This window comes from Pseudactinotalea terrae (assembly GCF_009733845.1).
Taxonomy (GTDB): domain Bacteria; phylum Actinomycetota; class Actinomycetes; order Actinomycetales; family Beutenbergiaceae; genus Pseudactinotalea; species Pseudactinotalea terrae.
Genome location: NZ_WNXZ01000001.1, coordinates 1,227,222 through 1,246,903, shown reverse-complemented (window position 1 = coordinate 1,246,903; position 19,682 = coordinate 1,227,222). Strand labels below are relative to the sequence as shown.

The following is a 19,682-nucleotide window of genomic DNA, read 5'->3' as shown; positions in this document are numbered from 1 at the left end:
CCCGCCGCGGGAGAGCCTGCCGCACATGAGGTAGGCATGCCCTACAGCCCTGCCGCGTCCCTGGCCGCCCTGCGCACCATCATCGACCTCGACGGCGCCACGCCCACCGACCAGCAGCGGCACGTCCTGACCGGGTGGGCCGGGTGGGGGCCGCTCGCCCCCGCGCTGGGCCCCAACCCCACCGGCGCCTGGGTCAGCGTGGCCGACCAGCTCGAGGACACCCTGACCGGCCGCCCCGACTGGGCCGCCGCCGCGGTCGCCGCCACCGACACCAGCTTCTACACCCCCGCCTGGCTGATCGAGGCCATGCTGGACGCGCTGCTACGGGCCGGGTTCACCGGCGGTGAGGTCCTCGAGCCCGGGTGTGGGTCCGGCCGGTTCATGTCCGGGCACCTGCCCGGTGCCCGCTGGACCGGTATCGAGGTCGACCCGGCCTCGGCCGCGATCGCCGCCACCCTGCACCCGGAAGCGACCATCCACACCGCCCCGTTGGAGAAGGTCACGCTGCGCGAGGGCACCTTCGACGCCGCCATCGGCAACGTCCCGTTCTCCCAGCACGCCCCGTACGACCCCGAGGTCGACGCCCCGAACCTGCACACCTACTTCCTGCTGCGCTCCCTGATGGCGGTCCGCCCGGGCGGGTACGTCATGGCGATCACCTCTCGGCGGTTGTTCGACACCGACCGGCAGGTCGACACCCTGACCGAGCTCGCCGAGATCCGGTCCGTCGCCCGGCTGGCCTCGGGCACCTTCGAGGGCACCGGCGCCGTCGCCGACCTGCTGGTGCTGCGTCGCCGCGGCGGCCCGGCCGCACCGGGTGCATGGGACGACCTCACCGAGCGGACCGCCACCCGCGAGTCCGCCTCCCTGTACGGGTCCAGCTACTACGCCTCCGCGGCGCAGCGGACCCGGCGACTCATCGTCCGCAACGAGGCCGGTGAGAGCGACTACGGCAAGCCGTACCTGGAGGTCAACCGGCACTTCGAGGTCCACCCGGACCGGGTCGCCGGCCGCCTGGTCGCCACCGGGTACGACCAGTCCCCGCTGCGGGTGCTGTCCGCCGACCCCCGCACCGACGGGCTGGCCGCCGTGTCCGCCGCCACCGCCGACCTGCCGGCCATCCCAGCCCGCCCGGGCCCGGTCGACCCGTTCGCCGGTGTCGTGCTCGCCGACGCCGAGGGCCGCAAGGAAGGCTCCTACCACCTCGAGGGTGACCAGGTCGTCCAGATCACCGACGGCCAGCCCGCACCGGTGGCCCGCCCCTCGGCCGAGCTGCGCACCCTGGTGGGGTTGCGTGACCTCGCGGTGGCGCTGCTGGCCGCTGACGCCGACGCCATGCACCACACCGGCGAGGACGTCAACGCCGACCTGCGCACCCGACTACGGACCGGCTACCAGGCGTACGCGAAGCGGTTCGGCCCGCTCAACCGCGGCACCCTGCACGAGGGCGCCATCGACACCGAGACCGGTGAACCCAAGCTGTCCTGGCGGCGCCCGAGCATGGGCGGGTTCCGCCGCGACCCCGACTACCTGACCGTGATGGCGTGCGAGACCTACGACCCCGACACCCAGAGCGCCGGTGCGGCCCCGGTGCTGCTGCGCCCGGTCAACCGGGCCCCGGCCCCGGTGGAGCGGGTCGAGACCCCAGCCGAGGCGTTGGCCGTCTCACTGGGGGAGTCCGCGAGCGTCGACCTGGGACGCATCGCTTCCCTGCTCGGGCTCGACACCCGCACCCAGGCCGCGCAGGCGCTAGGTGACCTGGTCTACGTCGACCCCGACACCAACACCTACGTCTCGGCCCGGGACTACCTCTCCGGTGACGTGCGCGGCAAGCTGGCCCGCGCCCAGGCCGCCGCCGCCGCGGACCCGTCGCTGCAGCGCAACGTCACCGCCCTGCAGCAGGTCCTGCCGGCCGACTTCGGCCCGCTGAACATCCGCGCCACCATCGGCTCCCCGTGGATCGCCCCGCACCACATCGAGGCCTTCGCCGCCGACGTCCTCGGGGCCCATCCCTCGGTCAGCTACGCGGCCGCGCTCGGGCTGTGGGAGGTCGACGGCAACTGGTACGGCTCCCCGCAGCTCGGCATGCGGTGGGGCACCGGCCGCAAGGACCCGTTGCAGCTGCTGGCCGCCGCCCTCAACGGTCGTTCCGTCACCGTCTGGGACGAGGTCTGGGACGCCGACAAGCGCGGCTGGCGCAAGGTTCGCAACGCTGCCGAGACGCTGGCAGCGGAGGACAAGCTGACCGCGATGCAGGAGCGGTTCGGCACCTGGGTGTGGGAGGACGCCGACCGTGCGGCCGAGCTGGTCGCCGAGTTCAACACCCGGTTCCGTTCCCACGTGCCGCGGGTGGCGGACGGGTCCGGGCTCACGTTCCCCGGCATCGCCGAGGGCGTGCAGCTTTGGAAGTGGCAGCGGGACGCGGTGGAACGTGTCTGCTCCTCCGAGCGGACCCTGATCGCGCACGCGGTGGGGGCCGGCAAGACCAAGTCGATGGTGGCCAGTGCGGTGACGTTGCGCCGGTTGGGCCTGGCGAACAAGCCGATGATCGTGGTGCCCGGGCACCTGCTGGAGCAGATCGCCCGCGAGGCCACCCAGACCTTCCCGGCCGCCCGGTTCCTGATCGCTGGTCGTGAGGACATGGCCGGCAACGGGCGTCGACTGTTCGCGGCCCGGTGCGCGACCGGCGACTGGGACGCGGTCATCATCACCCATGAGGCCTTCGGTGCCATCCCGGTCGCCCCGCAGGCCGAGCAGGAGTGGGTCGCCGAGCAGAAGGTGGCCCTGGCCGAGGCGATCCGCGCTGATGGGGACCGGTCGGCCCGGTCCAAGACCGCGAAGGCGATCGCGGGTGCGATGAAGAAGCTGGATGCTCGCCTGGCCGAGCTGCGAGCCAACACCGGTGATGACGACACGGTCCGGTTCGAGCACCTGGGCGTCGACTTCATTGCCGTAGACGAAGTGCACCTTTACAAGCGGTTGAACATTTCGACCCGAGCGGAAGGGTTCTCCCTCGGTGCGTCCAAGCGGGCCACCGACCTGCTGCTCAAGGTGAACATCCTGGGCCAGCGCCGCCCCGGCCAGCCGCACTTCGCCGGGTTCACCGGCACCCCCTGGACCAACAGCCTCGCCGAGTCCTACGTCTGGCAGACCTTCTTCCAGCCCGACGCGCTGCGCCGCGCCGGCATCGACACCTTCGACGCCTGGGCGGCCATGTTCGTGCGCTACGTCACCGCCGTCGAGGTCGCCCCCGACGGGTCCGGGTTCCGCCTGCACCGCCGCCCCTCACAGATCACCAACGTCCAGGCCCTCATGGGCATGCTGCGCCAGGTCACCGACCTGCTGCCCACCTCCGCGCTGCCGCTGGAGCGGCCTGGGGCCACCTGGCACACCCGGGTCGCCGACATGACCGACGGTCAGTCCGCCTACGTCGCCGAGCTCGCCGCCCGCGCCGAACGCATCCGCGGCGGCGGCGTCCAGGACGACAACATGCTGCTGGTCGTCGGTGACGGCCGCCGGGTCGCCCTGGACCCCAGGCTGGTCGGCGTGCAGGAGGACTCCACCAAGGTCGACGTCGTCGCCGAGCAGGTCGCCCGCCTGTACCACGCCAACACCGCTCGCACCTTCGGCACCTCACCCACCCCGGGCGGGTTCCAGCTGGTGCTGTGCGACCAGGGCACCCCCGGCCAGAAGGGCACCCAGACCTACGGCCGGCTCAAGGCCGCCTTGGTCGCCGCCGGGGTGCCAGCCGGCATGGTTCGCTTCGCCCACGAGGCGACCACCGACAAGGGCCGCGACGCCCTGTTCGCCGCCTGCCGCGACGGGTCCGTCGCCGTCCTGCTCGGCTCCACCAGCCGGGTCGGGTTCGGCACCAACATCCAGACCCGGATGGTGGGACTGCACCACGTGGACGCCCCGTGGCGGCCCTCCGACATCGAGCAGCGGGAGGGTCGGGCCCTGCGTCCGGGCAACCTGTCCGGGCACGTCGACATCTACCGGTACGTCACCGAGGGCACCTTCGACGCCTACATGTGGCAGACGCTGCAGACCAAGGCCCGGTTCATCCACGCCCTCATGCACGCCGACACCACCGTCGACAGCCTCGACGACATCGGCGAGACCGTGCTGTCCTACGGTGAGGTCAAGGCGCTGGCCTCGGGCAACCCGCGGTTGCTCGAGCACGCTGAGGCCGCCGCCCAGGTGCGTCGTCTGCGGACCCTGCTCGCGATGCACAACCAGCAGGTCAACTCCTCCCGCAAGGACTCCAAGAAAGCTGCCCAGCACGCCGACTCGCTGCGCCGGCAGGCCGACGGCATCGAAGCCGCGTTGAGCGTCATCAGCCCGGAGCAGCAGGAGGGACGCCTGCGCCAGTCGGAACGGGTCGCCCAGATGCTGACCCGGCCGCGGACCAACTCCTGGCAACGGCCCGTCGCCTGGTGGTGCGGTCTGGCGATCGAGGCGCAGCGCACCGAACCCGGCGCCCGGGTGGTCGAGGTCGCCGTCAACCACCAGTACCGCGAGCTCGGCCTGATCCGCCTGACGTCCAAGGCGTTGCGGCACGACCCGGTCACGACCGCCGACAACGCGCTGACCAGTTGGCTCGCGCAGGCCCCGGAGACGGTCGGCCAGCTGCGGGAGCGGGCGGGCCAGCTGATGCAGGACTCCGATCAGGCGGCCGCGGCCGCCGACGGTGCGGTGTTCGACCAGGCTGCCGAGCTGACCGCTGCCGAGGCCCGCCTGGCCAGCATCGAGCGCGAGCTGCAGGCCGAGGCCGAGGAGGCCGCCGAGCCGTCCGCGACCCGTCCCGCCGTACCTGTGGCCGCCTGAGCCGAGCCCGGTGCCGCACATCTACCAGGTGCAGGCACCGGCACCGGTGCCGGTGAGGTAGCGACGAGCACGGCTGGTGGGCGGCGTGGGTGCCGCCCGGGAAGGGAGGCCCCATCTCGACTGGCCCGCCCGGGGCAGCCAGCCTCGCCGGCGGGCCTTTCGCTGCCGGCACGGGCTCGGTGCGGAGTCTGCGCGATCCGGTGCCCGGTTGGGCGCACGCGCCAGCTGCGCGGCTGTCAGGCTAGGGGCACATCGAGCCACCACGGAGGCACACCATGGCGACCGGCGACGTCGAGACCTACCACGAGGACGACCAGTGGAAGAACCGCCGGCAGGGCACCGAGCGGGCGTTCAGCACCCATGGCACCAAGGAGGAGGCCGTCGAAGCTGGTCGAGCGGCCGCTCAGCGTGACGGTGTGGAGCACCTGATCAAGAACCTCGACGGCACGATCGCCGAGAAGAACTCCTACGGCAACGACCCGCGCGACATCCCCGGCTGAGCATGCCGACCGGCCACCAGGTCGCCCTGGCCAAGGCCGCCGAACGGATCCCGACCCCGACCGCCCTACCCGGCGGCACCTGGTACGAACCGAAATGGGACGGGTTTCGCGCCGTGATCGGCCGAGGCGAACGCGTTCGCATCAGCTCCCGCACCGGCACCGACCTGACCGACCGGTTCCCGGAGATCGCGGCGGCCGCGGAGCGTGACCTGCCACCGGGCTGCACGATCGACGGTGAGCTCGTCGCATGGGAGGCCGGACGGCTGGACTTTCCCGCCCTGCAGCGGCGCATGGTCTCCTCCAAGTCCGGCATCGCCGAGCAGGCTCGCACCGGGGCTGTGGCCTACGTCGCGTTCGATGTGCTCGAGGTCGCCGGCAACGACACCCGACACCTGCCGTTGCGGCACCGGCTGGCGCTGCTGCGTGAGCTTGCCGCCGGCTGGTCGCCACCACTGAGCCTGACGATGGGCACCGATGACGTCGAGCAGGCCCGCGCCTGGTTCGACGAGCTCGCCGCTGCCGGCCTGGAGGGAATCGTCGCCAAAGGCCTGGGGCAACGGTACGAACCCGGCCAACGCATCTGGACCAAGGTCAAGCGCCGCGACGCCCTCGACGTCGTCGTGGCCGCGGTCACCGGCACCCGGCAGGCACCGACCGACCTGCTGGTCGGGTTGCCGATCGACGGGCAGATCCGGATCGTGGGCCGCACCGCCGCCCTGTCGGGTGCCCGGGCCGCGCAGGTCGGCGCGCTGCTGGCCCCGCCGGAAGGGGTGCCGCTGTGGCCCGCGCAGGTGCCGCGTCGTTGGGTGGAGCGGTTCACCGGCAACCAGGACCCGTTGCGGCTGACGCCGGTGCGCCCCGTCGTTGTGGAGGTGCTGGCCGACGCGGCCTGGGACGGGCGCTCGTTCCGGCACGCGTTGCGGCTGGTGCGGGTGCGGCCCGACCTGGACGTCGAGCAGGTGCGGCTGCCCGCACACCTGGGCAGGCCGGGGTCACCCTGACCGGGTGCCGGACGGTCAGGCCGCCCGGGTCCGGCGCGCCTCCAGCGCCCGCAGCGTCACCCCGCACAGCGTCGTGACCACGGTCAGGACGCCGAGAGCACCGACCGGGGAGACCGGCCAGTCCACCTCGATGCCGGTCTGGATCACGAGCAGCTGGCCCAGGCACACGGCGAAGGCGAGCACGAGGAGCCCGGCGCTGATGACGGTCGCCACCTCCAGCACCGACGTCACCGACACGCCCCCGCCGGTGCGCGCCAGCGTGGTGGGGACGTAGCGGACCGGGCCCCCGCGTACCGCGTCGATGTTGTGCCGGCCGCACCACACGTGCGGCTCGCCGCTCTCATCGACGGTCACGTGCCAGGCACGGTCGCCGCAGTCACGGTGCTCGCACCAGCCGAGCTGCGCCACCTCAGGCTCCTTCGCAGACGGGCAACGGCCGAGCGGTGCGCTGCAACCAGGGATCGATGCGCCACCGGTGCGCACCCTGCTGATGTGCGGCAAGCACCGTGGTCACGACGGCGGCCGGGTCACAGTGGTAGGGGTTGGAGGACCAGGCCGGGTTGGCCTCCAACACCACCCAGGCCCCCTGCCGGGTGCGGGCGACGTCCAGCACGTACCCGTCCGGGCCCGCCACCGAGGCGGCGACATCAGCGGCGAACCGTGCCGCCTCACCCGCCTCTGGCGCGTCCTGGGACGACCAGGCGTCCCAGGTGACCCCGGCAACCAGGTAGGCCGAGACGGTCACCACCTTCCCGTGCCGGACGAACGCCCGGAACTCGGCCACCGGGTCGATGACCTTCGAGAGCTGCACCACGGTGCCCGGGTCCAGCCCGGCGGCCGCGACCGCGGCACGCGCAGCACCCGTGTCGGTGACCACCTGCGCCGGCAGCCCGGAATGCTTGAGCTCGGCCGGCTTGACGTGCACCGGACCGTCCAGCGCCACGTGCGCACCGGCGGTCAGGTCGGCGACCGTGGTGGTCATCACCAGGCGGGCCGTCCAGCGCCGGTCCAGCCCGGCGGTGAAGTGCGGTCCGGGCGCCGCGAACGGGTTACGGCCGGTGGTGGCGACCAGGCGCGAGGCGAACCGCATCGGAGCCCACCACGCGGTGCGCGGTGACCTCGAGCGCACGTCCAGGCCCAAGTCGTGCACGACCGGCAGCACCTGCGCCGCGACAAGGTCCTGCGCGAGCCAACGGGCGGAGGAGACCACCCGCAGCTGGTCGAACCGGGACGCGATACAGCTCATGCACACCGTATGTGCGGCACATCCTCAGCGCGTGACGTCCCGCACATCTACGGGCCATGACGACGAGCTTCGACACCGCAGCCCACCCGCGTGTCCCGACTGGGATCAGCGCCGGCGGGCAGTTCGCGACCAAGCCGCGCACCGAGTCCGGGGTGCAGCTGACGCACGCCGCGATCCAGGTCCGGATCGACGCCTCCTTCCCGGTCCCGCAGGCCAACAACCTCGACGCGATCGCCTCGGTGCCTGAGATCGTGGCCGCCGGTGCGAACACCCCCTCGGGTGTGGCCGCCGCGCTGGGTATGGCCGACCGGGAGGGCGCCTACTACGGTGACGCCGCCGGCTACCTCGGCCTGGTCGAGGTCGAGCCCGGCGCCCCGGTCAAGAGCTACCAGCTCACCGACGCCGGCCGGGCATTGGCCGAGGCCGACCCGGTCTCGCGGGCCGCGCTCATGACTGCGGTCATCGACGAGGTGCCGCAGGTGCGTGCCCTGCGCAGCGGCGACCAGCAGGGTGTGCTGGACCGTCTCGGAGCCGACGACGGCCTCGGGTCCACGACCGCCGTGCGTCGCCTGGACACCTTCCGCTCCTGGGACCGGATGACGGCCAGCCCGTTCGAGCTGACCGATGCGGTGGCGGCAGCGGCCGATGTCGCGCACGCCAACCTGGGTGCCGCGATCCAGGTCTCCGTGAGCGAGGTCGAGCAGGCCCGCCGCAAGAACCTCGAGCGGCCGGTGACCTACTGCGGGTCGTGCTTCCTGCAGCTGCCGGCCTCGGGGTCCTGCGACACCTGCGACTGACCGGTCAGGCCGCAACCAGCGACAGCGCCGGCCGGGTCGCGGCCACCTCGACCACGACACCCAGCCCGGAGGCCTTGAGCGCCTCGACGGCCTTCTCTCCGTAGGCGATCAGGACCGACCCGGCCCCGGGGGAGCCGCCCCGCTCGGTGGTGCTGCCCTTGAAGAACCGGACCCGACTGGAGATGAAGCACAACGCGCCGGCGGTGGCCGCGGCCTCCTGGAACCAGCGGGTGTCGGTGCGGGAGAACACCAGGGCGATGCCGTCACCGTGCTCGGCGAGCTTGTTCAGCCACACCGGGGTGTGCGGGCCGTAGGGCGGGTTCACCCACACGGTGCCCTCCCACGGGGAGGTCAGCCCGTCATCGACGATGGTGTAGTGCTTCCTGGTCGGGACGAAGGAGTTGCCCGGCCCGGGGGAGCAGGGGTCCAGGTCGAAGGTCAGACCCAGCGCCTCGAACACCTCCGGCGGTGTGTACCACTCGATGGACTCGTTGACGGTCGACTCGTGCGTGAAGCCGTTGCTGGCCATGTCGGTGCTCTCTCGGGTCGTTGGTCGTGCGTGGGCACGACCGGTAGGTGTGGGTGTCGCGGCGGTCGCCGCGTGCACGCGGCTTAGTCGCCGTCGGACTCGTCTGCGTCGGCGCAGGAGCCGCAGAGGCCGTCCCAGCCGCCGAGGTCGAGCTCCTCACCGCAGGTGCTGCAGCGGCCATGACCGAGCTCGAAGTCGACCCGCTCGTCGCGGTCGAGGGTGAGGGTGACGCCTTCATCGGTCTCGAGCTCGACGGTGCGCTCGGTCAGGACGGTGTGCTCGACCTCGCGGCGGGTGCCGTCCCGGCCGATGAGGACATCGCCGACGACCAGGGTGTCGGCCCGGTCACGGACCGAGAGGCCGGCACGAGCGAGCTGGTGGGCCTTCTCGCTGATGTTCAGCGCCTCGGCCTCGGCCATCTGCTCAATGGCCTCACGCGGGTCCATGCCCCGTCCGGCCGGCGAGAGCCGACCGGCGGTGATGAGCGCCGACACATGCTGCGCGGCAGCGGCGGGCAGCCGCACCGATGCCTCGGTGCGCGAGGTCGGGGCGAACTGGCCGCCGACGCTGACACCTGCCGGCACACGGTTTCGGGTAGTCATGCTCGGTACATGTGCGGGCACCGACCGCGCTACCGGCGCATCGGGACCGCGGCGGCGGTCAGGGTGCGTGGCGCGACCTCGGTGAACCCGGCATCGCGGACGAACCCGTAGGCGGTGTCGTCGGCGTGCTCGGTCTCCGCAGCGGCCAGGGCTGCGGGGCCGGTGAGCCGGACCGTCAGGGGTGCGCCCAGGGCTGCCCATTCGGCGACCTGCTCGGGGTTGTCCTGCAGCCGGTGCAGCATCCAGATCCATGCCGCGTGCGCGGCCTGCGCCGACGCCTTCCCCGTCGTCAGGGACTGCTCCACCCACACCTCGAACGGGCCGGGCTCGGGCTGGTCGACGGTGCGGGCCAGGTCGGTCCCGGACACCTGCGCCTTGACGACCTCCCGCGGCAGCTCGGAGTAGCGCGAGGGGGCGTAGGCGAGCGCGACGCTGACCGTGCCGTCGGCGTCGGCCACCTCCACCCGGGCGGTCACCGGTTCTGTGGCCGTGGCGGTCTCGAGCTTGCCGGTGCTGGTGCGACGCACCGTCTTGGTGAACGGGCCGGCGAGCCATTCCTGCCAGGACGACAGGCCCCGGGAGCCGAGGAACGCCAGCACGGAGGCCTGCGCGGCGGCGCGGACCGTGGCCAGGTGGGTTCCGGTCTTGGCGACCAGGATCGGCTGCACCCACCCATCGGTGCGGACGGGGGAGGCGTGGTGGGTCATGGCGTCGTGGGTCCTTCCGAACTCGAGTTGGGCGCGGTGCGGGCCCGCCCTACGGATGTGCGGCAGGAGCCCGCACATCTGCTCACCATGAGCGAGCACAAGGCCCCGGTGTCGGCCGAGACCGAGCAGGAACCACCCTCATGGGTGGTGCGCCCCGCCGGTGCCCCCACCATGACGCAGGTACGTGCCGCGATCGCCGCCGGGCAACTATGCGAGCACCGCGACTTCTACCTGCGCGTGCACGCCGAGCACGACGGTGCAGGCACCTGGTGGGCTGTCTCCCAGCTGCGGTTCCGCGACTGCCGGCTGAGCGTCGACGGCACCTGGCGCTGGAGCCCACGGCACGGTGAGCAGCCGATGAGCCACTACCGGTGGGCGACCCCGCAGGAGGCCCTGACCGCGGCCCGGGCCGCCGTCGAGAGGGTCACCGTGAACGGCTGGAGCTACGCCCGCTACCGGGCCCGGCTGACCGCCCCGTAGTTGCGGGTGCCCGCACATCTACCCGGTATGAGCGCCACCCACTTCGACGCCGCGCTGCACCCCCGCAGCGGCGACACCGGCCAGTTCACCGTCTCAGCACGAGCCGAGACCGGCGTCAACCTCACCGACACCCAGCCCGGCGTCTTCGGTGATGACATCGACCTGCCGCCCGCCCAGCTGCTGGAGGAGCTCTACACGGCCGCCCGTGCCCTCATGAACGAGCACGGGCTGCAGGAATGGCGGCTGGGCTACACCGACCACCGCGGCAAGACGCTCGGTGTCACCAGGCACGTCACCCGCACCATCAGCCTGTCCGCCGCCCACATGATCACCGTCGACGGCGCCGAGCGGCGCGACACGGTGCTGCACGAGATCGCCCACGCCCTGCTGCCGGCCGAGGAAGGTCACGGGTGGCGCTGGCAGGCCAAGGCGCGCGAGGTCGGAGCGTCCCCGAACCGGACCAGCGACGTCGGCAACGCCATGGACGCCTCCGCCAAGATCATCGGCACCTGCCCGATGGGGCACACCTACCACCGGTCCCGCATGCCCACCCGGCAGTACGCCTGCGGTCGACCCGGCCACCCGGGCGGTCAGCCGTTCGCGGAGCGGACCCTGACCTGGGAGCGCAACGCCGGCGACCCGCAGCTGGACGCCGCCGTGAAGGCAGCCGTGCGCAAGCACCCCGCCCAGGAGAAGGCCGCAGCCCTGGAGGTCGGCACCCACGTGCGGCTCAACCTGCACCAGCACCGCTACGACGGGGCGACGGGCGTCGTGACCAAGACCGGCCGCACCAACGCGATCGTGAAGGTGCAGGGCTCCGGCCTGATCCGGGTCCCGTTCTCGGTGCTCGAGACCCTCTAAGCCCGCACATCTACCCGGCATGAGCAGCTTCGACGAGTCCCAGATCCGCCGCCAGCCCGAGGGCGTGAGCACCGGCGGCCAGTTCGCCGCCCAGCCCAAGGCCGAGCCGCAGGTCGCCCTGACCGACCCCGCCTACGAGGCAGCCGCCCGCGCGGTCCAACAGCTTGACACCGCGCAGAAGGTCCGCCTGATCGCCTACCTGGCGGCCGCCCTGGAGGCCGAGTCGGACACCACCGCCGGTGAGGACCTGCACGTCGGTCAGATCATCGTCGACGGCGGCTGCTACATCCCCATCGATGACGTCGAGCGCTCCTACGCGATGCCCGGGATGCTCGCGATCGAGACCGCCGCCGGTGGCCTCTACCTGGACCCGGACCTCACGTTCTCGACCGTCGGGTGACCTCAGCTCGCAACCGCTGAGGCGGCGCAGCCCCGGGCGAAGGCCTCGATGGCGTCCAGGTGATCGGCCATCAGCCCCGGCCTGGGCATCGGCGTGACCAGGTGGACCGGCACGTCACGCACCGCCCGCAGCTCGGCCTTGATCTCAGGGTCCAGGTCGTCGTCGGTCCAGATGACCGGCCGGTCCCCGTACTGGTCGAGCCACCGATACACCATGGCGAGCTTCCACCACCGGCGCCCGTTGTGCGACCGCCACGCGAGCGTGGTCAGACCGAGCTCGGCAAGGTACGGCTCCAGGTCGGCGAGGCCAGGCAGCACCTCGAAGGTGTCCAGCCCGACTGCCGGCGCCACCCGATCGCGGGCGTCGGCCCCCCAGGTGGTCAGCCACACCACCCGGACCAGCCCGGCCCGGGACAGGGCATTGATGGCGCCGATGACCGCAGGGGAGTAGCGGATCGGGTAGGTAGTCGGCTCGTGCGAGGGTGCCACGTGCACCAGCTCGTAGGGGCCGGCCTTCGCCCTCGGCGTGCCGATGCTGTTGATCACGCCGTCGACGTCGAGGAACCAGACCGGGGTGGGCGCGTCGGCGTTCATGCGCTCTCCGAGGAGGCTGGGAACCGAAGGGTCGCGATCTCCTGCGGCAGCGGCTCCTCCAACGTCTCAGGCGCGAACCAGTCCTGTCGCCACGACCCGGCCCGCGGGCTCAACGGCTCGTCCAGCGCGGCTGCGGCCTCGCCAACAGTCAGACCCCACGGCGCCCGACCCAGCTCGGTCAGACGACGCGCCAGGAACCGCACCGCGTACCAGGCGTTCAGGTGCGCGTGGCTGCTCTTGCGCAGCGGCGGGACGTGCTCGGACCGGATCTTGGCCTCCTCCTCGGCCCAGAGCTCCTCGTCGGGGTAGTCCTCGAGGAACCGGGCCCTGGCTGCGGCGAGCACGCCGTTCAGGTGATCGCGCTCCACGCCAGCCATCAGCTGCTCGACCTCGACCCCCAGCACGCCGGCGGCGTGCCGCTGACGCTCCCATGCGCGGGCGTCCTGCTGCGCCGCGGCGAAGACGTCCGCGTCGGTCCAGATCAGGCGCTTGCCACGATTGTCCGACCAGGGCACGTTCGGTTCCGCGGTCCGGGTGGGCTGCAGCCCCTGGTTGAACGGGGGCTGCCAGTACGTGGTGTTGTCGGTCGTCGGCTCGTCGTTTCCATACCGACCCCACCGCAAGGTGATGTCGCCGTTGCGGTCCTTGCGCGCAGCTACCCTGACAGTGCGTGCGGCCAGCCTGCCCACTCCGTCGGTCAGCGGCCGGTCGGTGACCGGCACCGGGCCCGGGTGGTACCAGGCAGTGAACTCGATGCGGGTGTTGTCGGACCACCAGCCGCCGGTTTCGTCGTAGCCGACCGTCATGAGCCTCAGCCCGTCGAAGGTGCGCTCACGGATGCGGTCGAGAACCTCGCAGATTTCCGGGTCGGTCAGGTGCTCGGTCGCGATCGCGGACCGGTTCCACGACGTCCACGCCTGCGCCTCGTGCAGGACCACCCACCGTGACGTCGAGGCCGGAGCGGCGATGCTCCACTCGGTGCTCGAGCGGTGCTTACCGGTGCGGGTGTACTCGTGCCGGTCCACCCAGACGTTCGTCGGGACGCTGGGCTCGGCCCACGCGCGTGCGGTCGGGGTAAGGACCACGTAGGTGCCGTCCTTCTTCCGGGCCACCAGCAGCGCCTCGGAGTGCTCACGCACCGCCCGCGTCACGAACGCTGCGTCGTCGCCGCCGCCGGCGTTGGCCCGGGCGAAGCGGGCACGTTCGGCCAGGATGGCTCTGGCCGCGCGGGCCTCAGCCTCCCTGTCGCCGGTCATCGGCCGGAACCAGCGGGCACCGACCTTCCAGGTCGTGATGACGGGGTCGACCAAGGTGTGCGCCGTCTCGAGATCGACGCCCTCCACCTGGGCGACCTGGGCGGCGAGCAGATGACGGAACGGTGCCTCGAGCTCGGTCTCAGCCTCCTTGAACGCGATCGCAGCACGCAGTGTCGGGAACATGTCCAGGTAGGCGTGCCGCTCGGTCCGCGCGGTCATGTAGGTGCGCATCGTCTCGACGTCGACGAGGTCGATCGGGATGATGAACCGGTCCTCGACCCGGATGCGGCACGACGCGGGAGTCGAGGGCACCCGGAACTCGTCCCGGCCGTACTGGTCACGCATCCACCGCTTCTCGGTCCGCGGGTAGGTCAAGACGAACTCCCCGGCCCGCTCGCCCTTGCGCTTGAGGACGTACACCTGACCGGAGCGCGGGGATTCCGCTGTCGGCGGGTTCAGCCGCTCGTGGTGCCCGTCCCTGGACCGTTTCCGCCAGTCGTGATGACTCGTGGCGACCATGACCCGCATGCCAGTCCGCAGCTGCGCGTTCAGCCCCGCGAGCCACTGGTAGAACCCAACCCGACCGGTGGTCAGCAGGTGCTCGTCGTCAGCGATGAGGACCACGTGCCCGTCGTCGTAGTCCCGCGGGGACAGCAGCGAGACACCCTCCCGGGGCAGCGGGTGGAACACGTGGGTGCGGTCGATGAGGCCTTGCAGGATGAGCGCGACCCGCATGAAGTGCCGTTCCCGGGCGCTGGCGGCCTTCTCGGCCCGCATCCACGCCGAGGTGCCGGGCTGCAACGGCGACTTGGTGAACCGGTCGATGAACATCGAGGTGAACTCGTCGCGGGCGGGCACCAGACGCGGCCCGGTCTCGAACTTCATGTCCATCCGGTAGAGGTTCTCGCCGTTGCGGATGAGCCAGTAGGCGTGCTTGTTCGCTTCGTTCCACACGGCGTTGAGGTAGGTGTCCTGGTAGTCGACGTCGCTGCGGCGCGGCACGATCGCAACCACGCCCCGGGTCTCGGGCAGCACCTGCTCGAGGTTCTCCACGCTGGCTGTGATCCACTGGTCGAACGCCTCGACGTTGCGGAAGTCGATACCGCCGCCCTCAGCGTTGATGGCCGACTCCTCATCCATGGCCAGGACCTGCTGACGCACGTGGATCGGTGTGCCCGCCGGGGCGGGTTCACCGGCGGCGAGCTGCACGATCTCCTCATCGCGGCCGAGGTAGAGGTTCATCGTCCAGATGCCCTCCTGCATGAGGGCGAGCTTCTCCTGCAGCGGTGCCAGCTCGGCCTCCAGCGCCCGGGCGGCACGGTCGAGCTCGGCCTGCTGCGCCTTGATGGCTTCGCGGGCGGCGGACAGCTTGGCCATCGCCTGCTTGCGGGCTCGGGATATCTCGGTGTGGGTGCGAGCCATCTGCGCCTTCACCGCGACTGCGGCGTCGGCCCCGGTCGGCACCAGGGCGGTGCCGGGGTCGTGGGCGGCGGCGGCGACCTGCGTGGCCTGCTCGGCGGCGTCGCGTGCCTGTGCGAGGGCGCGTTGCGGGTCGGCCAAGGCCTGAGGATCCATGCCCACCTGATGTGCGGCAGCGAGTCGGACCGGGATCAGTCCTCTCGGATGAGGACCTTGCCGTGCAGCCACTGGCCGTTCCGCTTGCCCTTCTCGATCACCGTCAGGCTGCCGTTCTGGGCCCGCAGCCGCGCCGACTCGAACTGCTGCCACCCGGTCCCGCCCATGAAGTAGCCGCAGTGCACGACGGTGCCGCGCAGCACCTGCCCGGGTGCGAGGTCGGTGACGGTGACCTCGAACCCGCCGGCAGCGATGAACTCCTCCCGCTGGGCATCGAGCCGGTCGCGGTCCCGCAGCCTCTGCAGCAGGTAGATGGCCGTGTCCTCGTCGGGGCCCTCGATGCCGGGGATGTGCCCGCGGAAGCTGTCGTTGTACGGGTACTGGCCGGCCTGGGCCAGCTCGTCGTAGCGGGCCAGGAAGGCGTCCATGTACGGACGGACCTGCTCGACGTTCTTGTAGTCGCGATCGAACCGGAACGGGCCGTCGGCGGTGAGGGTGACGTCGGCCTCGGTCTTGGCCCCGGTGGCGAACTGTCCACCCTCGCGGAGGCCGGCGGGCTGACGGTTGCGGCTCTGGACGCTGCTCATGTCTGGTAGATGTGCGGCAGCAGGGGGTCGGGTCAGTCGCCCCGCTCGCCGCTGGTGTTGGAAGACAGCGCCTCACCGAGGGTGCGAGTCGTCAACTCCTCGGCCCGGTCAGGGAAGCGGGCGACCCGATCCAAGGTCGAGGCCTCGAGGTAGTCGGCGTAGGACTCCTCGCCGTAACAGGTGGCGTAGGCGTCGCGTGCCGCCTGGGTGGTGTACCGCTGCTCAGCCGCCACGCGCAGGGGTCCGCGCCGCAGGTTCAGCTCTCGGTTCAGCTCGGCGGCACGCTCACGCAGCGCGAGCGTCGTGGGGTGCTCGTCGCCATGGTTGAACGCTGCGCGGCGGATGTCGCCGCCCATGCCGACGAGCTCCTCGCGCAGCGCGACGAACTCAGCGCGCAGCCGGGGTCCGTCCTTGGCATCGACAGCCGACACCTGGGCGGCGAGCGTCACGGCGGCCTCGGTCTTGGCCCCGGTGGCGAACTGGCCGCCCTCACGGAGGCCGGCGGGCTGACGGTTGCGGCTCTGGGTGCTGGTCATGCTCGGTAGATGTGCGGGCTCAGGCCGAGCGCAGGAGCACCGTGCCGCCGACCAGCCACCTGCCGTGGGTGCGCCTGCCCTTCTCCAGCAGGAACATCCGGCCGCGTTCAAGCCGCACCCGGGCAGAGTCGAAGCGCACCCAGCCGGTGCCGCGCCGGTGGAATCCGCACTGCACCACGGTGCCACGCAGCACCTGCCCGGGTGCGAGGTCAGCGATCGTGACCTCGCGGGCGCCGGAGGCGATGAACTCCTCCCGTCGGGCGGCGATCTCGTCCAGGTCCGCAAGCAGCCGCAGCAGCCAGAAGGCAGCGGAGTCGTCAGGTCCCTCGATGCCGGGGATGTGGCCGCGGAAGATGTCGTTGTCTGGGTACAGGGCGGCCTCGTCCAGCTCCTCGCGGCGGCGAAGGAACACCTCCAGGTACGGGCGCACCTGCTCCGGGTTGCCATAGTCGCCGTCGAACCGGAACGGCCCAGCGGGCTCAGGTGTGCGGTCAGTCATCATCGTCCACAAGCATGGCTTCCAGCAGCTCACGCAGCGGGCTGTCGCCGGCCCCGTCGTCGGGGGCCTCCGCGCGCAGCCGGGCACGCTCGGCCCGGTCGGGTGCGTGGTCCTGGCAGTACCAGGCGCCGGCGACCCGGGTCCAGTTGGTGCGTGCACCGCACGTCACGCACGGGTTACCGACGACGGCGACGTCGAAGGCTCCGGAGGCGAACATGTTGCAGTGGCGGCAGAACCCGGCACCGTTGGTGTAGCCGCGTGTCTCGAACTCATGCCCCGGGCAGGCCAGGGTGCGCTGGGCCTGCTCCCAGGCGGCCTGCTCCGCCTCGACCAGCGTGGCGCCCTCGCCGCGGATGAAGGTCTGCGGGTCGGTCGGGGCCACCTCCACGAACGCGGTGGTGTAGGTGCCGCCGCTCCGGCGGATTACCAGTCCCGAGGCGCCGCCCTGCACGTGCCAGCCGGCCGGCCACGGGTGCGCCAGGGCGTAGCGGCCGTGATCGATGGTGCGGCGCTGCTCGAACGCTTGGGTGTCGCTCATGCTGCAGCCGCGGCACTGACCGAACCCGTCCTGCCGCTGCCCGGGGTCGAAGTCGTGCTCGTGCCCGGGGTCGTTCGCCAGGTGGTAGGAGGCCCAGGCGGCCTGCTCAGCGGTCGCGTCGTCGGAACCGACGCCGTGGTAGGTCAGACGGCCGTCGGGCGTCCGTGCAACGAACGTGTGACCGCCCTTGAGGGCGTGGACGCTGGTCTCTAGGCCGGCGGGCCAGCGCGAGGGCGTCATGCGCCCGGCTCAGTCGCGGTCAGCTCGGCGGCGTAGACCTTCCACGCCTCGATCTCGGCCTGCTCGGCGGTGCGGCCGAGCCCGCTGACCGGTGCCCGGTCGGCGAAGGTGGCGGTCGCGCACTTCCACGAGCCGTGGGGCAGCGTCTGGATGCCGGTGAGCGTGTCGGGCCAGTCCGGCACGGTGTCGCCGTTCTCCTGACGGACCTGCTCGCGGGTCAGCAGCGCCACCGCCAGGGACAGCCGGCCGAGCATGTGGACATCACGGCTGGTCGGATTCTCTGCGTGCTGGACCGTCAAGGACAGCGCCCCCACCAGCGGTGAGAGCAGGTGCTGGAGGTTCCCGTTGAGCTCCCCGTCGGGGTCGCCCATCCCGTGCTGCTGGGCCATCTGTGCGAGCACGGCGGGGTCCTCGAGCATGTCGTTGACGCGGGGCGGCAGGTCCTGGTCGGTCATGCCTCTTGGATGTGCGGCACGCGCACCGCACATCTACCGGGGTACGACCAGCTTCGATGAGTCTCAGGTCCGTCGCGTCCAGCAGGGCGTCTCTGCCGGCGGCCAGTTCGCCACCCAGCCGAGGGCAGAGGCCCAGGTGTCCCTGGCAGGCGGCGAAGCTGGCGCACCGGGCCTGCTGGAGGCCCTGCGCTTGTCCCTGGTGGCGCACCGAGCCCGCCGCGCTGCCTCCGACCAGGAAGCCGAGGTCGCCACGCTGCTCGAGCTCGCCAACGCTCGCGGCCTGACTCCCATGGACCTCGACGACGCGGTCTACGACGTAGCCGACGCCACGGCCAGCGGCCGCGTCAACGACGATGCGACCTTCGCCAGCACCACCGAGGCGCAGGACCACCATTACGGGCTCACCGACCTGGACGCCGCCGACGTGAACAACGGCGGGCTCGAGGCACAGGTCCGGTACCTGGTCAAGGAGCTCGGCGCGAAGTCGGCCCGCGAGGCCATCCAGAACGCCTGATCGGGCAGCCAGCCCCGCACATCTACCGGAGCATGAGCACCACGTTCGATGAGTCCCGGGTCCGCCGCGTTCAGCAGGGCGTCTCCACCGGCGGCCAGTTCACCGCCCAGCCCCGGTCCGAGACCGGCGTCAGCCTCGCCGGCGACACGATCACCAGGCACGACCACCAGCGGTTCTTCACGCCCGCCGGGCAGGCCGAGCTCGCCGTGGCCCTGCACGAGAAGACCGGGTGGGAGATCGTCGGTTCGGACGGCGGCACCAGCACTTACCTGGCCGTCCGGTCCCCGAACGGGCGCATCCTCAGCCTGGCCGGCGTGGTCAGCGAGCACACCTGGCTGCGACGGGTCCACAGCATCGACACCGTGGGCTCCGCCGCTCGCACGCTCGATGTCACGCAGGCTCGCGCGCACCTGGACGCCGAGCGCAACGGGTCCGTGGGCCTGCGGGCCCGTGAGGTCGCCGACATCCTTGTGGGCTCCAACGAGGCGGCCCTGACCGACCTCGAGCCGCCGATCGATGAGACCGACGAGGGCACTTACACCAGGGCCTTGTGCTACCAGCTGGCCCATGAGCTGCACCAGGCGACCGGGTGGCCGATCGTGGTCGTCGGTGACGGTCCCGGTGGAGTCACCGGGTGGGTGCACGCCGGCGTGCAGCGTCCCGACGGCGCCATCGTCGACGTCCGCGGCGTTCACGAGGACCAGGGCTGGGTCGATGAGTGGGCCGAGATGGTCGACTCCTACGGTGAGGACGAGGAGGACTACGACGGTGACCGGGTGTGGGTGTACCGGCTCGACGAGGTCGGTGGCACCGACCAACTGCCGGCCGACCCCTACGAGGGCATCGCCCAGTCCGACCGGGACCGCACCCGACAGGTCGCGCAGCTGCTGCTTGCCGAGCACGCCTGACGTATCCGTCGAACGCCCCGCCCCGCGAGCC

At 71.7% G+C, this 19,682-nt stretch carries 21 protein-coding genes; 9 read left to right on the top strand and 12 right to left on the bottom strand.

Annotated features, from left to right (window positions below):
* Window positions 1–36 precede the first annotated feature (36 nt).
* The 3 genes from GPA03_RS06100 (at window position 37) to GPA03_RS06090 (ending at window position 6,328) form a co-directional block, all read left to right on the top strand.
* Window positions 37–4,827, top strand: a complete 4,791-nt coding sequence (locus GPA03_RS06100; RefSeq protein ID WP_156251024.1) for a helicase-related protein — start codon at window positions 37–39, stop codon at window positions 4,825–4,827.
* Between the two features lie 275 nt (window positions 4,828–5,102).
* The gene (locus GPA03_RS06095) at window positions 5,103–5,327 is read left to right on the top strand and encodes a DUF2188 domain-containing protein (protein WP_156251023.1); all 225 of its coding nucleotides are present in this window, start codon (window positions 5,103–5,105) and stop codon (window positions 5,325–5,327) included.
* A 2-nt stretch (window positions 5,328–5,329) separates the two neighbouring features.
* Window positions 5,330–6,328, top strand: coding sequence for an ATP-dependent DNA ligase (locus tag GPA03_RS06090; RefSeq protein WP_156251022.1), 999 nt, complete (start codon window positions 5,330–5,332; stop codon window positions 6,326–6,328).
* Window positions 6,329–6,343: 15 nt separating this feature from the next.
* Here GPA03_RS06090 and GPA03_RS06085 read toward each other — a convergent pair whose 3' ends face one another.
* On the bottom strand, window positions 6,344–6,736 hold the full coding sequence (locus tag GPA03_RS06085) for a hypothetical protein (RefSeq protein WP_156251021.1): 393 nt from the start codon (window positions 6,734–6,736) through the stop codon (window positions 6,344–6,346).
* A 1-nt stretch (window position 6,737) separates the two neighbouring features.
* Window positions 6,738–7,574, bottom strand: a complete 837-nt coding sequence (locus tag GPA03_RS06080) for an ATP-grasp domain-containing protein (RefSeq protein ID WP_156251020.1) — start codon at window positions 7,572–7,574, stop codon at window positions 6,738–6,740.
* Between the two features lie 56 nt (window positions 7,575–7,630).
* Between GPA03_RS06080 and GPA03_RS06075 the strand changes: the two genes are divergently transcribed.
* Entirely contained in the window at window positions 7,631–8,371 is a 741-nt protein-coding gene (locus GPA03_RS06075; protein ID WP_156251019.1) for a hypothetical protein, read from the top strand.
* A 4-nt stretch (window positions 8,372–8,375) separates the two neighbouring features.
* On the opposite strand, the gene GPA03_RS06070 is transcribed toward GPA03_RS06075, so the two are convergent.
* From GPA03_RS06070 to GPA03_RS06060, 3 genes are all read right to left on the bottom strand, one after another.
* Complete coding sequence (locus GPA03_RS06070) at window positions 8,376–8,900, bottom strand: DNA N-6-adenine-methyltransferase (protein WP_156251018.1); 525 nt, start codon at window positions 8,898–8,900, stop codon at window positions 8,376–8,378.
* Between the two features lie 83 nt (window positions 8,901–8,983).
* The gene (locus GPA03_RS06065; RefSeq protein ID WP_156251017.1) at window positions 8,984–9,502 is read right to left on the bottom strand and encodes a hypothetical protein; all 519 of its coding nucleotides are present in this window, start codon (window positions 9,500–9,502) and stop codon (window positions 8,984–8,986) included.
* Between the two features lie 29 nt (window positions 9,503–9,531).
* Window positions 9,532–10,209 (bottom strand): peptidyl-tRNA hydrolase, encoded by a 678-nt coding sequence (locus GPA03_RS06060; RefSeq protein WP_162458273.1) that lies wholly within the window; start codon window positions 10,207–10,209, stop codon window positions 9,532–9,534.
* An 87-nt stretch (window positions 10,210–10,296) separates the two neighbouring features.
* On the opposite strand from GPA03_RS06060, the gene GPA03_RS06055 reads away from it, so the two are divergent.
* Genes GPA03_RS06055 through GPA03_RS06045 form a run of 3 tightly spaced genes read left to right on the top strand, consistent with a single transcriptional unit; the run spans window position 10,297 to window position 11,950 of the window.
* Complete coding sequence (locus GPA03_RS06055; protein ID WP_156251015.1) at window positions 10,297–10,689, top strand: hypothetical protein; 393 nt, start codon at window positions 10,297–10,299, stop codon at window positions 10,687–10,689.
* A 27-nt stretch (window positions 10,690–10,716) separates the two neighbouring features.
* Window positions 10,717–11,550 carry a SprT-like domain-containing protein gene (locus tag GPA03_RS06050; protein WP_156251014.1) on the top strand — a complete coding sequence of 278 codons (834 nt, stop codon included), beginning with the start codon at window positions 10,717–10,719 and terminating at the stop codon, window positions 11,548–11,550.
* A gap of 19 nt (window positions 11,551–11,569) precedes the next feature.
* Window positions 11,570–11,950, top strand: a complete 381-nt coding sequence (locus tag GPA03_RS06045) for a hypothetical protein (RefSeq protein WP_156251013.1) — start codon at window positions 11,570–11,572, stop codon at window positions 11,948–11,950.
* A gap of 2 nt (window positions 11,951–11,952) precedes the next feature.
* On the opposite strand, the gene GPA03_RS06040 is transcribed toward GPA03_RS06045, so the two are convergent.
* Genes GPA03_RS06040 through GPA03_RS06010 form a run of 7 tightly spaced genes read right to left on the bottom strand, consistent with a single transcriptional unit; the run spans window position 11,953 to window position 18,229 of the window.
* The gene (locus GPA03_RS06040) at window positions 11,953–12,543 is read right to left on the bottom strand and encodes an HAD domain-containing protein (protein ID WP_156251012.1); all 591 of its coding nucleotides are present in this window, start codon (window positions 12,541–12,543) and stop codon (window positions 11,953–11,955) included.
* On the bottom strand, window positions 12,540–15,374 hold the full coding sequence (locus GPA03_RS06035) for a hypothetical protein (protein ID WP_156251011.1): 2,835 nt from the start codon (window positions 15,372–15,374) through the stop codon (window positions 12,540–12,542). Before GPA03_RS06035 ends, GPA03_RS06040 begins: the two co-directional genes overlap by 4 nt.
* 35 nt (window positions 15,375–15,409) lie before the next feature.
* Window positions 15,410–15,961 (bottom strand): hypothetical protein, encoded by a 552-nt coding sequence (locus GPA03_RS06030; RefSeq protein WP_156251010.1) that lies wholly within the window; start codon window positions 15,959–15,961, stop codon window positions 15,410–15,412.
* Between the two features lie 32 nt (window positions 15,962–15,993).
* Window positions 15,994–16,497 (bottom strand): hypothetical protein, encoded by a 504-nt coding sequence (locus GPA03_RS06025; protein ID WP_156251009.1) that lies wholly within the window; start codon window positions 16,495–16,497, stop codon window positions 15,994–15,996.
* 19 nt (window positions 16,498–16,516) lie between these two features.
* Entirely contained in the window at window positions 16,517–16,999 is a 483-nt protein-coding gene (locus GPA03_RS06020) for a hypothetical protein (RefSeq protein ID WP_156251008.1), read from the bottom strand.
* Entirely contained in the window at window positions 16,989–17,774 is a 786-nt protein-coding gene (locus GPA03_RS06015) for a hypothetical protein (protein ID WP_156251007.1), read from the bottom strand. Before GPA03_RS06015 ends, GPA03_RS06020 begins: the two co-directional genes overlap by 11 nt.
* On the bottom strand, window positions 17,771–18,229 hold the full coding sequence (locus GPA03_RS06010) for a hypothetical protein (protein ID WP_156251006.1): 459 nt from the start codon (window positions 18,227–18,229) through the stop codon (window positions 17,771–17,773). The genes GPA03_RS06015 and GPA03_RS06010 overlap by 4 nt, the downstream gene beginning before the upstream one ends.
* A gap of 136 nt (window positions 18,230–18,365) precedes the next feature.
* Between GPA03_RS06010 and GPA03_RS06005 the strand changes: the two genes are divergently transcribed.
* Both GPA03_RS06005 and GPA03_RS06000 read left to right on the top strand, forming a co-directional pair.
* Window positions 18,366–18,743 (top strand): hypothetical protein, encoded by a 378-nt coding sequence (locus tag GPA03_RS06005; protein ID WP_156251005.1) that lies wholly within the window; start codon window positions 18,366–18,368, stop codon window positions 18,741–18,743.
* Between the two features lie 32 nt (window positions 18,744–18,775).
* Window positions 18,776–19,651, top strand: coding sequence for a hypothetical protein (locus tag GPA03_RS06000; protein WP_156251004.1), 876 nt, complete (start codon window positions 18,776–18,778; stop codon window positions 19,649–19,651).
* Window positions 19,652–19,682 lie beyond the last annotated feature (31 nt).